Raw genomic sequence first — 13,200 nt, forward strand, 5'->3', positions numbered from 1 at the left:
AAGGCACCGTCAACCAACGTCCCACCGGCAGAGGGCTCCATGACGGACCCTCCGTCACGGACAGCTGCCGTGGCCGCTCCCCGGCAGCTGTCCGGTACATTTCTCCAAGGCCCCCGCCTTGCCTGTCCCCACCCAAAGGAAACACTCAATGAAGTCTGTGGACAACGCCGTCCTGGACCTGGCATCCGCCACCAGGAAGTTCTTCAAGCGCGTGCTCCCGGTCATGCTGGTCATGCTGGTCTGCAACCAGCTGAACCGCTCCAACATCGGTTACGCCCAGGACCACCTCCAGGCCGACGTCGGCATCGGCGCCGCCGCCTACGGTTTCGGTGCCGGCCTGTTCTTCATCGCGTACGCGATCTTCGAACTGCCCAGCAACGTGATGATGGAAAAGTACGGGGCGAAGGTCTGGTTGACCAGGATCATGGTCAGCTGGGGCATCGTCTCCTTCCTCATGGCGTTCGTGCAGAACGAAGCCATGTTCTACATCCTGCGGTTCCTCCTCGGCGCCGCGGAGGCCGGCTTCTTCCCTGCCGTGATCTTCTATTTCGCCCGCTGGGTTCCGGCAGGCCAGCGGGGCAAGGCGACCGCTGTGTTCATCGCCGGTTCCTCCGTGGCGGCTGCAATCTCCGGGCCCATCGCCGGGATGCTCCTGAGCATGCAGGGCACCTTGGGCCTGCGCGGCTGGCAGTGGCTGTTCGGTTTCGAAGGCGTTGTCTCCGTGCTGGTGGGCATCGTGGTGTTCTTCCTGCTCGACGCCAGGATCGAGGACGCCAGGTGGCTGTCCCCGGCAGAAAAGGCGGCCCTGGCGCGGGCGATCAGCGCCGAGGATGAACAGCACGCCACGGCGGACACCGGCAAGGTCAACCGCTGGAAGATGCTCCTGAACCCGCAGATCCTGCTCCTGTGCGGCATCTACTTCGCCATCCAGCTGTCCATCTACGCCAACACGTTCTGGCTTCCCAGCATCGTCAAGCGGATTCCGGGGACCACGGATCTCTCCGCCGGTTTCCTGTCCTCCGTCCCCTGGATCTGTGCGGTCGTCGCCACGTACTTCGCCGCGAAGTGGCAGGACAAGGCCAAATCCAGGAAACCCCTGCTGGTGGTTGCGCTCCTGGTCGCCGCCGCCGGCACGTACGCGGCCGCCGCCGCATCCCCCGTGCTGGCGCTGGTGTTCCTGGCCATCGCCGCCATGGGCTTCAAGAGCGCATCCCCGCTGTTCTGGACCATCCCGCAGTCCGGCCTGCACCCGCTGGTGCTGGCCCCTGCCATCGCCATCATCAACTCGCTCGGTAACCTGGGCGGATTCGTGGCACCGTTCGGCTTCGGCATCATCAAGGAACAGACGGGCAGCGTAATTCCCGGGCTGTTCGCCCTGGCCGCTGCATCCGCGGTGGCCGCCGGCCTGGTCTACTTCCTCAGGGAACGCCGCACTGCAGAACCGGCCGGGGAAGCTGCGGACGCGTCCGTGGAGGCGGCGGTTCCCAGCCGCTCCTGACGCCCCCGGCCTCGAAACCGCCGGAAGTCAGGCGCCAGTAATCACCAGGGCCACGCTATGGCCGCCAAAACCGAAGGCATTCACCAGGCCTGCCGGGGCATGATCCGCCCGCAGCTGGTGGGTGCCTTCGGTGATGACATTGAGGTCCACTTCGGGGTCCAGTTCCTCCACGTTAAGCGTCGCGGGCACCTTGCCTTCGCGGAGCGCTTCAAGGACCACGACGGCGGCCAGCGCCCCGGCGCCGCCCAGCAGGTGTCCGGTATGCCCCTTCGTGGAGGTCACGGGGAGAGCCGCGCCGAAGACGGCGTTGATGGCCTGCCCTTCCAGCCGGTCGCCCACCGGCGTGGAGGTGGCATGCGCATGGACGAATCCGATGTCCGCGGGCTGCATCCCAGCCGAATCCAGCGCCTTCTGCATCACCCGCCGCTGCATTGCGGGGTCGGCGGCCACGATGTCGTTCGCGTCGGACGTCACCGCGCCCCCGGCCACTGCACCGAGCACGGCGGCGCCCCGGGCGCGGGCGTGCTCCTCGCTCTCCAGCACCACCACCGCGGCGCCCTCTGAAAGCACGAACCCGTCGCGGCCGCCGTCGAACGGCCGCGAGGCCCGCTGCGGCTCACCGGCATACGTGGACAGGGCACGGATCTGCGAGAAGCCACTGATGACCAGGTCGTTCACGGAAGCGTCCACGCCTCCGGCAATCACGACGTCGGCAGCACCGGAACGGATCATCTCGGCTGCCTGGACAATCGCCTCAGCCCCGGACGCGCAGGCGCTGACGGGGGTCCGTGCGCCGCCGCGGGCGCCGAGGTCGATGGACACCCATGCGGCCGGGCCGTTGACCATCAGGCGGGTGAGGGTGTGCGGCGAGACCTTGCGGGGGCCTGATGCGGCGAGGGTCCGGTCCTGCTCGATGGTGGAGCCAAGCCCGCCGTAGGCGGAGCCGATCACCACGGCGAACCGCTCGGGATCCACCTCCGGGCTGCCGGCCTGCGCCCAGGCTTCCCGGGCGGCCACCAGCGCCAGCTGGCCGCACCGGTCCATCCGCTTCATCTCACGCGTGCTGAGGTGCTGCGAAAGCTCTGCCGTGACCTGCCCGGCGATCCTGACCGGCAGCTGCGCCGCCCAGTCATCCCCGAGCGCCGCGATCCCGGAACGCCCGTCAAGCAGGGCCTCCCAGGTTTCCTTGACCGTGGAACCCAAGGGGTTGATGGTGCCGGCGCCGGTGACCAGTGCGCGGGATTCGATGCCAGCCATGAGGCCCTACTTTGCGGGGTTGTGCGTGCCGATGGGCATGAGGGTGAGGTCCGGGTGGTTCTTCTCGATCCGCCGCAGCGCCCAGACGTCGTTGAACAGGGCGAGGTACTCGCCGTCGGACCGCAGCAGCACCTCAGCGCCGGGCACGTTGGCCAGCGCGGGCATGGCGTCCGCCGTCGAAATCCGGGCCAGCGAGTACGGCAGGCGTTCCAGGCGCATGGGCGCGCTGAAGTCGTGCGCCATGCGGTCCTCCACCACTTCGAACTGCATGGGGCCGACGGCGGCAAGCACCGGCGCCTGGTCGCCGCGGAGATCGGAGCGGAGCAGCTGGATGACGCCCTCGTGTTCGAGCTGCTCAATGCCACGGCGGAACTGCTTGAACTTGCTGGGGTCCTTGGACCGGGCCACCTGGAAGTGCTCGGGGGCGAACAGCGGGATGGCCGGGTATTCCACCGGGTTTTCGAGGAACAGGCTGTCGCCCACGCGCAGCGACGAGGCGTTGACCAGGCCCACCACATCGCCGGGATAGGCCTCGTCGATGACTTCGCGTTCGCGGCCGAACACCTGCTGGGCGTACTTGGTGGCAAACGACTTTCCGGTGCGGGTCTGGGTGACCACCATGCCCCGTTCGAAGACGCCGGAGCAGACGCGGATGAAGGCCACATGGTCGCGGTGGGCCTTGTTCATGCCTGCCTGGACCTTGAACACGAAGCCGGAGAACGGGGCTTCCACCGCGCGGGGGTTGCCGTCGATGTCCGGCCGGGGCGCTGCGGGCGGGGCGAAGTCCACCAGCGCATCCAGCAGTTCCTTGACGCCGAAGTTCAGGGCGGCGGAGCTGAACAGGATGGGGGTGGCCTTGCCTGCGTGGAAGGCATCGACGTCGAACTCGAGGTTGGACTCGATCACCAGCCCGGCCTCGTCCACCGCGTCGGACCAGTTGCTGCCCTGGTCTGCCGCGGCTTCCTCGGGGGTGAAGTATTCGGTGATGGCGATCTGCGCGCCGGCGTTGTTGCGCTGGAACCGGGCGAAGCGGTCGTTCCGCAGGTCCCAGACGCCGCGGAAGTCCCCGGAGATGCCCACGGCCCAGGTCAGCGGCATGGGCTGCAGTCCGGTGCGTTCGGTGATTTCGTCCATCAGTGCCAGGGCGTCCAGGCCGGGCCGGTCCCACTTGTTGATGACCGTGATGATGGGCAGGTTGCGCTGCTTGCAGACCTCGAAGAGCTTCATGGTCTGGGTTTCCAGGCCCTTGGCGGCGTCCACCAGCATCACTGCGCAGTCGACGGCGGCGAGCACCCGGTAGGTGTCTTCGGAGAAGTCGGCGTGGCCGGGGGTGTCCAGGAGGTTGATGACCGTGTCCCGGTAGGAGAACTGCAGGGCGGCGGAGCTGATGGAGATGCCGCGGTCCTTTTCCATCTGCATCCAGTCGGAGACCGTCTCCTTGCGGTTGGCCTTGCCGCTGGACGCCCCGGCAGTGCCGATGACTTTGGCGTGCAGGGCCAGCGCCTCGGTGAGGGTGGACTTTCCGGCGTCCGGGTGGGAGATGACGGCAAAAGTCCTGCGGCGGCCCGCTTCCTTGTGAATCTCGGAGATCCGGGCGGGGGTCAGGACATCTTGGGACACGGTGCTACTTTCGCTGCGGTTTGTGGCTGCCCTGGGGCCTGTCGGGTACTGCGCTGCGACTCGAGGGCGGGGAATGCAATTGGCAAACGGCCAAAGTACAAGTTTATCGCAGGGCCGCAAACCGGCGGGGCTGCGCTTAACGCGGGCGAAACCGGGCGTTCAAGGCCGCGAAATGCCATGCCGTTAGCGTGGGCGCATGATGCATGGCGCCACCTTCTCCGGGAACCTTTTCTTCGATCCTCTGGCAACCAACCTGGGGTCAGCCCTGGGCGGCGGCCCGGCGGCAGCAAAGGGGCCAGTACCAGCAAGAGGGCCGGTGCAGGAGCAGGCGGATCCGTCCGGCCCGCCCCGGCGGCGCGGGGTGCAGTCGCCGGCGGAGCATAAGGCGCTTCGGGCCGCGTCCCTGTCGAAGGTCAGCAGGGACCTGGAACGGATGCTCCGGGAACGGAAACGCTGAGCCACGACGGCGGCGCGGCGGCACCAGCCAGCTGATACGCAGGTGCCCCCCCCGGTAACGCGGGCCGGTCCCGCTGCCTGGGACCGGCATGATGGTTCCATGCGCAGCATCGAGTTGGTCTTTGACAGCGTTACGGACGCCCTGGTCAGGGACGACTGGGCCCGGCTGCAGGCCGCAGGCCTTCCCAGCCTGGCAACGCATACCTCCCCCAGCAACGCCCCGCACATCACTCTTGCCGCCGGCGCGGCCCTACAGCACGTCGGCGCCGGCCCGGACCTGCAGGACGGTGGCCCTGGGCCCTGGCACCGGCTGCCAATGGACATCGCACTGTCCGGAGCGGTTGTCTTTCCTGCGGGCAGCGGAAAGTATGTCCTGGCCAGGGCAGTCCTCCTGTCGGCGGCCCTCCTGGACCTGCACCGCGGGCTGCACCGGGACCTGTCGGGTGCCCTGCCGATGACCGCCCCGGGCGCCTGGACCCCGCACGTCACCATTTCGCGCCGGATCCGCGGGGACCAGCTGGGCGCAGCCATGGACCTCCTGGACCTGCGCGTGGACGGACAGTGTACGGCGGCGCGGCTCTGGGACAGCAACACCAAAACGCTCACGCCGCTGGGCCCACCCGCGTGACCAACCCCTGAGGCACGGCGCACCGGACCCAAAGTGGCCGTCCGGGTTACGTGGCCACCAGGCATTTTTCCAGCCCTTCCGGGCACCCCCTAATGGGGCACTTTGGGGCTTGCCCGTGCGGAAGTGGCGTTTCTTGCCCCTATCATTGAGCTTGCGGGAATCAGAGCACTTTTTGATCCTGCCGGCCAACTGCGGACGCCGGCATTCCTGCGGGTGGCAGTCCGCACCGTTGAAGGGAAACACCTATGGCGCGGAGCCCCGAAGAATCGCTGAGGGCCACTCTGGGCCGGGTGGCACCCGGGACGCCCCTCCGCGACGGCCTGGAACGGATCCTGCGCGGCCGCACCGGCGCACTGATCGTCCTCGGTTCCGACCGCACCATCGATTCCATCTGCTCCGGCGGGTTCGACATCGGCATCGAGTTCTCGCCCACCAGGCTGCGTGAGTTGGCCAAGATGGACGGCGCCATCATCTGCGACAAGGACGCCGGCAACATCCTGCGCGCCGCGGTCCAGCTGGTCCCGGATTCGAGCATCGAAACCCAGGAGTCGGGCACCCGGCACCGTACGGCGGAACGGGTGGCCAAGCAGACCGGCGTGCCCGTCATTTCCGTGAGCCAGTCCATGCAGATCATCGCCCTCTACGTCAATGGGCTGCGGCACGTCCTGGAGGGCTCGGAGAACGTCCTGGCCCGCGCCAACCAGGCCCTGGCCACCCTCGAGCGGTACGTGGCCCGCCTTGACCAGGTCACCAGCTCGCTGTCCGCACTGGAAATCGAGGCCATGGTGACGGTGCGGGACGTGGCCGTCACCCTCCAGCGGCAGGAGATGGTCCGCCGCATTTCCGAGGAGATCTCCCAGTACGTCCTGGAACTGGGCGAAGACGGCCGGCTCCTATCCCTCCAGCTGGACGAGCTCACCGTGGGCCGGGGCCCGGGCAGCGACGTGATCATCCGTGACTACGCCAGCCCCAATGCTTCCGCGGAAGACATCGACAAGGCCGTTAATGAGCTGGTGAGCCTCGGTCCCACCGAGCTGATCGATCTCGGAAAGATCTCCGCGATCGTGGGGTTCGCGGGCGGTGAGGCCAACCTCGATGCCGTCGTCCAGCCCCGCGGCTACCGGCTGCTCTCCGGCCTGAAGGCTGTTCCCAAGGCCGTGGCGGACCGGCTGGTGGACCACTTCGGCGGCCTGCAGTTCCTGATGGCGGCCACCATCGACGACCTCATGACCGTCGACGGCATCGGCGACCAGCGCGCCCGCACCGTGCGTGAAGGCCTGAGCCGGATGGCCGAGGCAAGCCTCCTGGACCGCTTCCTCTAGAAATTCCCATCCGTGGGACACCGCTCATCGAGTGCTCCGTAATTGTCGTTATGAGGCCTGAAAACGACAATTACGCAGCAATCGATGAAGCAGCAGCTCAATTCAGCTGGAAGACGGCCTTGGGGCTGGCGCGCGAACCCAGCTTCGCGGTGAAGATGTAGTAGGCCCCGCCGCCGCCCGGAGCGGCGGCCACGGCCTTGCAGCCGTCGGCGCTGCGGTTCCGGCTCCACGGAAAGTTGGCGGTTTCGCTGGCGCCGGGTGCGATCACCTTGACCAGGTCCTCGCTGGACGCCTGGCAGTCCTTGGACGAGAAGATGCGGTCTGATCCGCTGGTCACCAGGAATTCCATCTGCGAGGTGCCGATGTTGACCTCGCAGGGGACGGTGCCGCCGTTGGTCACCTTCAGGGTAAGCAGCGGGTTCTCCCCGGGTCCGTAGGCCGGCTTGTCCGTGGACGCCGTCACGGTGACCAGGTTCTGGTTGCAGGTGGGGGTGGCGGAGGCAGTGGGCGACGGCGTGGCGGACGGGGTTGCCGGCGCGGACGCAGAGGGGGTCGCGTCAGCAGACGGGGAAGCCTGGGAGGTGGCAGGAGCTGGGGACGACGGATTCGGGGACGACGGATCGGTGGAGGATGCCTGCTGCGAACCGCCTTTGAAGGCCCCGGCCAACGCGAAGCCGCTGACCACCAGCGCGATCACCAGAAGCAGCGCCCCACCGGCCACCAGCCGCCGGCGGCGGTACACGGCGGGGCTGGGCTTCCGGACGCTGCTGGAACCCGATGCCGTGCCGCGTGCTGGTGAATTGCCTTGCCTGCCCATCCTCCTAGGCTAGGGAACACTGCCTGTTCTGCCTTGCCACCACGCCGCCGCACCCCCGTCACTCTGGTCACAGCCGGTTTGCGGGCCGCCGGAAGGCATCCATTACAGTGTTGGCATCGACACTCAAACCTCCCCCACCCTGGACCTTCCCGTGGGCTCTGCCACCCTGGACCTGCTCCACCAGCGGATCACCTCCTGGTTCGCCGGCATTGCCCGTGACCTGCCGTGGCGCGAGCCTGACTGCTCCGCCTGGGGCGTGCTGGTCAGCGAGATCATGCTGCAGCAGACCCCGGTGGTGCGGGTGCTCCCCGTCTGGCACGAATGGCTCAAGCGCTGGCCCTCCCCCGCCGCCCTGGCAGGGGAACCGGCAGGCGAAGCGGTCCGTTCGTGGGGCAGGCTGGGCTACCCGCGCCGGGCCCTAAGGCTGCACGCCGCGGCAACGGCAATCGTGCAGGACCACGGCGGGAAGGTCCCGGACACCTACCCTGAACTCCTGGCCCTGCCGGGTGTCGGCAGCTACACGGCCGCCGCGGTGGCTGCGTTCGCGTACGGCCGCCGTGAGACGGTGGTGGATACCAATATCCGCAGGGTCCACGCCCGGCTTGTGTCCGGCGTCGCGCTTCCCGCCCCGGCGCTGACGGCGGCGGAGATGCGCCTTGCCGCCGCCCTGCTGCCCGACGACGACGGCACGTCCGTACGCTGGAACGCTGCGGTCATGGAGCTGGGGGCGCTGGTGTGCACGGCCCGGGCGCCCAAGTGCGCTGCCTGCCCGGTGAAGGACTCCTGTGCCTGGCTCGCGGCGGGTGAGCCCCCGCCGTCGTACGTCCCCAAGGGTCAGGCGTGGCACGGCACCGACCGCCAGGTCCGGGGCGCCGTGCTGGCTGTGCTGCGGTTGGCGGACGCACCCGTACCGCCGGACATGTTCCTGCGCGAACCCGCCGATCTCGGCTATGCACCGGAGGGAATCGGCGTTCCGCTTGCCGCGCTGCACCGGCTCAATTCCGCACCCGAGCAGCTGGAGCGGGCGCTGGCAGGACTGCTGGCGGACGGGCTCGCGGAAATGCACGACGGCGGTTACCGGCTCCCGGCCTGATCCGGCGGCGGTGCGGCCGGATGGCATACTTTCTGGTGACTGGAACCGGGGGAAGCCATGAGAACCATCCTGTACATCGTGTGGGCGCTGTTCGTTGCCGCCGCCATCTTTTCGCTGCTCTACGCTGCCCGCAGGACCAGGCGGCAGGAGCGGTTGATCTCAGGCTGGCCCAAGGCCCAGGCCACGGTCACCGGCAGTGCCACCGGGTGGACCAGCGGCGTGGGCGGCGCCAACCGCAACCTCCGCTACTACCCCACCTACCAGTTCGTGGACCCGCAAGGGACCCTGTTCATGGGAAAGTCCGAGGTCTCCGCGGTTGAACAGCCCATGCCCGGGTCCCTGATCGAGGTGGCGTACAACCCCGCAAATCCCAACGAATCGCTCCAGGTTTCAAAGGAGCCGCGCACCGCCATGGGCTGCCTCATCGCCTTCTTCGCGGTTTTCGCCATCGCGCTGTTCTGGTTCATCGGCATCTTCCCGCTGGGTTAGGCACCGGCATAACGATGCTGCCGCCAATTGGGGCCGGCCACGGCTGATGCGCCAGGTGCGGACGTAGCCTGAAGGCATGCGCAAGCCTATCCTGCTCATGGCATTGGTGACCGCGGCGTCGCTCACCTCCGCGTGCGAGCCGGCCGGCAGCGCGTGTCCGGCGATTGCCCAGGCCACCGCCGTGGCCGTAACGGTCTCCGCCGGCTACTCACCCCGGGTGGCGGCGCTGCACCTGCGCGCCTGCCAGGACGGCACCTGCACGGAGGGCGGCATCGAATTGCGCCCGGGCAGCTCCTCGATTGACCAGGGATGCAGCCCCGAGGGCGCCTGTTCGGCCACTGCCTCGCCCGATGGCACCAAGGTGGGGAGCCTCATGCTGGCCACCCTGACGGAATCACCCATGGCGGTGACCGCCTCGGGCACGGCGGCGGATGGGACCGCGCTTCCGGTCCGTACGCTGGAGTTCCAGCCGACGGCGCAGTATCCGTTCGGTGAGCAGTGCGGCAAGTTCCTGTCCGCGGCCGTCGTGCTGGACGAGGCCGGGCTGCACCAACAGCCTGCGTCCCGGTAACGGGCGTAGACCGGACTAGAACAGTGCCGGCTGGGTGAAGGGGCCGCCGTCGGCAGTTCCGGCCGCCTGGGAGCCGTCGATGGGCTCGGCGCTCCAATCGAAGCCGAGTTCGGCGAGGAGTTCCTCAACGGAGATTTGGCCGTCCAGCACTTCGATTTCCGGGGTGTTGTCTGCTTGCGGCCGTTCCATGGCATCGAGCTTATTCGCAGCAGGCGCCCAGGGGCTCAGGGCTCGCCGAAACCGGCCTCCACCAGGCCGCCCACGTACTCCACCGCCCGTTCCGCGTCCACTCCCCACGCCTCCACGTGCAGCACCGTCCCCTTGCCGGCGCCCAGGGTCATCAGGCCGGTCATGGACGCGCCGTCCACGCCGTTGATGGTCACCTCGGCGTCAAGCGATGCCAGCCCGCCTGCAACCTTGGCCGCGGGCCTGGCATGCATCCCTGCCTGGTTGACCAGCTCAAAGTCGCCGGTACAGTCGGGCGGGGCGCTGCTGACGGCCTCCGGCTCCTGCCTGTCCGGCCCGGGCCGGGCTGCCGGCGGGCGCACGCCTTCAGCCGCCTGGCGGACGGCCTGCACGTCAGCTCCGCCCTGGGCGGCTACCGCGGCGGCCACCAGGCCTTCGACCAACGGGGCGTCGGCGATCAGGACACCGGCCGGATTCTCCAGGAATTCGAGCGCCGATTCCGCTGTCATCACGGCCGACCCCAGGTCGGTAAGGACCACGGTGCCGTCCGCACCGCCGGCAACCGCGCCGCGTCCGCCGGCCTGCCCGTCGGAGCCGGCACCCGACTGCTCTTCCTCCTGGTTACCAACTTTGGTCCTGGCCTGCTCCAGCGCGCCGAGGACCTTCTCGAGGCTCGTGCCGATCCTGCCGTCGTCGGTGCCCCCGGCGGGCAGGATGACGACGTCGGGTGCCATTTGTGCGGCAAGCTCCACGGCGCCGTCGGCAATCTTTGCGCTGTGGGACACCACCACGATGCTTACCGTCACGCAGCAGCCCCAACTGCTGCACGCAGGATCAGCGCGCTGGACACCGCGCCCGGGTCCCGGTGGCCGGCGCTGCGTTCGCCCAGGTAGCTGGCCCTTCCCTTCCGCGCCACCATCGGATCGGTGGATACCGCCCCCGCCTCGGCGGCCTCGGCAGCCGCCACCAGGACGCCAAGGACATCGCCGTTGCCGCCGTCGGCAGCGGTACGGGCCGCATCGACCGCCGGCGTCCAGGCGTCCACCATGGTCTTGTCGCCGGGCTCGGCCTTCCCGCGCGCCACGATCCCGTCCCGGGCAGCCGCCAGCGCCCCGGCCCACGCCGCCGCATCGATCTCGGCGGAATCGCCAAGGGCGGTGGCGGCGCGCAGGAACGCCGTTCCGTAGAGGGGCCCGGCAGCGCCCCCTACCTTGGACATCAGCGTCATCGCAGTCATCTTCAGCGCGGCGCCGGGTGTCTCCGGCTCCCCCTCGCCGAGCTTGGCCAGGACAGCCTGGAAGCCGCGGTCCATGTTCTCGCCGTGGTCCGAGTCGCCGATGGCGCGGTCCAGTTCAATCAATTCAACGCGGTGTTCGGCCATGGCCTGCGCGCACAGCGTCAGCCACTTCACCGCCCAGTGCACATCCAGGGCCACAGTCACACGCCCCAGCGGAGGGCGGCGGTGTGCACGGGCGCGTCCCATAGTTCCGTGAGCTCGTCATCGAGCCGCAGGACCGAGATGGAGCAGCCTTGCATCTCCAGTGCGGTGATGTAGTTGCCCACCAGGGACCGTTCCACCGTGGCGCCGGCATCGGCAAGCACCTGCGCGGCCCGCCGGTACACGATGTAAAGCTCGCTCAGCGGGGTGCCGCCCATGCCGTTGACGAACAGCAGCACCTGGTCCCCGGAGCTGATTTTCAGGTCGGCCAGGACCGGTTCCAGCAGGCGGTTGGTGATGCTGTCCGCGTCTTCCATCGGGATTTTGTGCCTGCCCGGCTCACCGTGGATGCCGATGCCGATCTCGATCTCATCCTCGCCCAGGTCAAAGCTGGGGGTGCCTGCATGCGGGACCGTGCAGGCCGAGAGCGCCACGCCCATGGTCCTGACGTTGGCGTTCACCCGCTCACCGATGGCGGCCACGGCGTCCAGGTCGTCGCCGCGCTCGGCGGCGGCACCGGCGATCTTTTCCACCAGCACCGTGCCGCCCACGCCGCGGCGGCCGGCCGTGTACAGCGAGTCCTCCACCGCGACGTCGTCATTGACCAGCACGGTGCGGACGCTGACGCCTTCGGCTTCGGCGAGTTCGGCCGCCGTCTCGAAGTTCAGGACGTCGCCGGTGTAGTTCTTGACGATATGCACGACGCCGGCACCTGCATTGACTGCCAGGGTGGCCGGAAGGATCTGGTCCGGCGTAGGCGAGGTGAACACCGCCCCCGGCACGGCGGCGTCGAGCATCCCCCGCCCCACGTACCCTGCGTGCAGGGGCTCATGGCCGCTGCCACCGCCGGAGACCAGGCCCACCTTGCCGGCTACCGGCGCATCCTTGCGCGTGACGTAGATGGGGTCCTCGCTGACGTCGACCAGGCCGGAGTACGCCAGGCCAAAGCCCTGGACCGCTTCCTGGACAACGGATTTTGGATCATTGATGAGTTTCTTCATGGCGGTGCTCCTGGCTGCTCCTGAAGGATGTGTTTTTTGACCCTACTACCGGGATCACTGCCCGCGGTAGGTTCGTCCAGCCCGGGTTTTGACGGTCAACGCCGCGCCCCTTATCCCGGGCGCAGCAAAGGGACAGCCCCCAATGACTGTCCCTTTCCTGAGGCCCCCCACATATCGGCCCCAGGTAGTTTATCCATCAATTCGAGTAAAGCCAGGAAGGGTCTTCCCCGGTGGTTCCGCTGAGACCCCTAGAGGGTGCGGATCATCCGGGTGTTGCCGAGGGTGTTGGGCTTAACGCGTGCCAGGTCCAGGAATTCGGCCACGCCTTCATCGTGCGAGCGGAGAAGTTCCGAGTAGACCTCCGGGTCCACGGCGGACTGGTCTGCCATGACTTCGAAGCCGTGGCGCTTGAAGAAGTCCACCTCGAACGTAAGGCAGAAGACCCGGCTGACGCCCAGGGCGCGGGCCTGCTCCAGCAGACTTTCCACCAGGACGTGCCCCACGCCCCTGCCGCGCCACTCTCCGGACGCTGCAAGGGTGCGGATCTCGGCCAGGTCCTCCCACATGACGTGCAGGGCCCCGCAGCCGATCATGTCGCCTTCACTGGATTCGGCGATCAGGAATTCCTGGAGGCTTTCGTAGTAGGCCACCGTCTCCTTCGCCATCAGGATGCGCTCCTCGGCCAGGGGCGCCACCAGCTTCTTGATGGCAGGGACGTCGCTGGTGCGTGCTGGGCGGATGTGGAAGGAGTCGGTCACAAAGCCATCCTACGAGGCGCGACGGCTGCTATTGGTTGCGGACGGGCTGCTTCGCTAAAGGTGGGC

Annotated in this window: 15 protein-coding genes; 7 read left to right on the top strand and 8 right to left on the bottom strand. The window is 68.2% G+C overall.

Annotation, left to right across the window (positions count from 1 at the left end; genetic code table 11):
* Window positions 1-148 precede the first annotated feature (148 nt).
* Entirely contained in the window at window positions 149-1,498 is a 1,350-nt protein-coding gene (locus tag RM50_RS03505; RefSeq protein WP_043450012.1) for an MFS transporter, read from the top strand.
* 27 nt (window positions 1,499-1,525) lie between these two features.
* Here the strand turns inward: RM50_RS03505 and RM50_RS03510 are convergent, their stop codons facing one another.
* Window positions 1,526-2,755, bottom strand: a complete 1,230-nt coding sequence (locus RM50_RS03510; RefSeq protein WP_043450014.1) for a beta-ketoacyl-[acyl-carrier-protein] synthase family protein — start codon at window positions 2,753-2,755, stop codon at window positions 1,526-1,528.
* A 6-nt stretch (window positions 2,756-2,761) separates the two neighbouring features.
* Window positions 2,762-4,375, bottom strand: a complete 1,614-nt coding sequence (locus RM50_RS03515) for a peptide chain release factor 3 (protein WP_043450015.1) — start codon at window positions 4,373-4,375, stop codon at window positions 2,762-2,764.
* Window positions 4,376-4,571: 196 nt separating this feature from the next.
* Here RM50_RS03515 and RM50_RS03520 point away from each other — a divergent pair, with 196 nt between their 5' ends.
* The 3 genes from RM50_RS03520 (at window position 4,572) to disA (ending at window position 6,781) form a co-directional block, all read left to right on the top strand.
* Window positions 4,572-4,832, top strand: a complete 261-nt coding sequence (locus RM50_RS03520) for a hypothetical protein (RefSeq protein WP_043450018.1) — start codon at window positions 4,572-4,574, stop codon at window positions 4,830-4,832.
* A gap of 99 nt (window positions 4,833-4,931) precedes the next feature.
* Window positions 4,932-5,459 (top strand): 2'-5' RNA ligase family protein, encoded by a 528-nt coding sequence (locus RM50_RS03525; RefSeq protein ID WP_043450021.1) that lies wholly within the window; start codon window positions 4,932-4,934, stop codon window positions 5,457-5,459.
* A gap of 245 nt (window positions 5,460-5,704) precedes the next feature.
* Complete coding sequence (disA, locus tag RM50_RS03530; protein WP_043450024.1) at window positions 5,705-6,781, top strand: DNA integrity scanning diadenylate cyclase DisA; 1,077 nt, start codon at window positions 5,705-5,707, stop codon at window positions 6,779-6,781.
* A gap of 97 nt (window positions 6,782-6,878) precedes the next feature.
* Here disA and RM50_RS03535 read toward each other — a convergent pair whose 3' ends face one another.
* Entirely contained in the window at window positions 6,879-7,598 is a 720-nt protein-coding gene (locus tag RM50_RS03535) for a hypothetical protein (RefSeq protein ID WP_043450026.1), read from the bottom strand.
* A gap of 139 nt (window positions 7,599-7,737) precedes the next feature.
* On the opposite strand from RM50_RS03535, the gene RM50_RS03540 reads away from it, so the two are divergent.
* The 3 genes from RM50_RS03540 to RM50_RS03550 all read left to right on the top strand — a co-directional run bounded on the left by RM50_RS03540 (window position 7,738) and on the right by RM50_RS03550 (window position 9,751).
* The gene (locus RM50_RS03540) at window positions 7,738-8,691 is read left to right on the top strand and encodes an A/G-specific adenine glycosylase (protein ID WP_043450029.1); all 954 of its coding nucleotides are present in this window, start codon (window positions 7,738-7,740) and stop codon (window positions 8,689-8,691) included.
* Window positions 8,692-8,748: 57 nt separating this feature from the next.
* Window positions 8,749-9,180, top strand: a complete 432-nt coding sequence (locus RM50_RS03545) for a DUF3592 domain-containing protein (RefSeq protein WP_043450032.1) — start codon at window positions 8,749-8,751, stop codon at window positions 9,178-9,180.
* 76 nt (window positions 9,181-9,256) lie between these two features.
* A complete protein-coding gene (locus RM50_RS03550; protein ID WP_043450035.1) occupies window positions 9,257-9,751 on the top strand; it encodes a hypothetical protein in 495 nt (164 codons plus the stop codon).
* Window positions 9,752-9,766: 15 nt separating this feature from the next.
* On the opposite strand, the gene RM50_RS20825 is transcribed toward RM50_RS03550, so the two are convergent.
* The 5 genes from RM50_RS20825 to RM50_RS03570 form a co-directional block, all read right to left on the bottom strand.
* On the bottom strand, window positions 9,767-9,940 hold the full coding sequence (locus tag RM50_RS20825) for a hypothetical protein (RefSeq protein ID WP_167562151.1): 174 nt from the start codon (window positions 9,938-9,940) through the stop codon (window positions 9,767-9,769).
* A 35-nt stretch (window positions 9,941-9,975) separates the two neighbouring features.
* The gene (locus RM50_RS03555; protein WP_043450037.1) at window positions 9,976-10,743 is read right to left on the bottom strand and encodes an HPr family phosphocarrier protein; all 768 of its coding nucleotides are present in this window, start codon (window positions 10,741-10,743) and stop codon (window positions 9,976-9,978) included.
* Complete coding sequence (gene dhaL, locus RM50_RS03560; RefSeq protein WP_043450309.1) at window positions 10,740-11,372, bottom strand: dihydroxyacetone kinase subunit DhaL; 633 nt, start codon at window positions 11,370-11,372, stop codon at window positions 10,740-10,742. Before dhaL ends, RM50_RS03555 begins: the two co-directional genes overlap by 4 nt.
* A 2-nt stretch (window positions 11,373-11,374) precedes the next feature.
* Window positions 11,375-12,376, bottom strand: a complete 1,002-nt coding sequence (dhaK, locus tag RM50_RS03565; protein WP_043450039.1) for a dihydroxyacetone kinase subunit DhaK — start codon at window positions 12,374-12,376, stop codon at window positions 11,375-11,377.
* Window positions 12,377-12,624: 248 nt separating this feature from the next.
* Window positions 12,625-13,134: an amino-acid N-acetyltransferase gene (locus tag RM50_RS03570; protein WP_043450041.1), complete on the bottom strand. Its 510-nt coding sequence runs from the start codon at window positions 13,132-13,134 to the stop codon at window positions 12,625-12,627.
* Between the last annotated feature and the right edge of the window lie 66 nt (window positions 13,135-13,200).

Origin of the sequence: Pseudarthrobacter phenanthrenivorans (genome assembly GCF_000813845.1) — a bacterium.
GTDB lineage: Bacteria > Actinomycetota > Actinomycetes > Actinomycetales > Micrococcaceae > Arthrobacter > Arthrobacter phenanthrenivorans_B.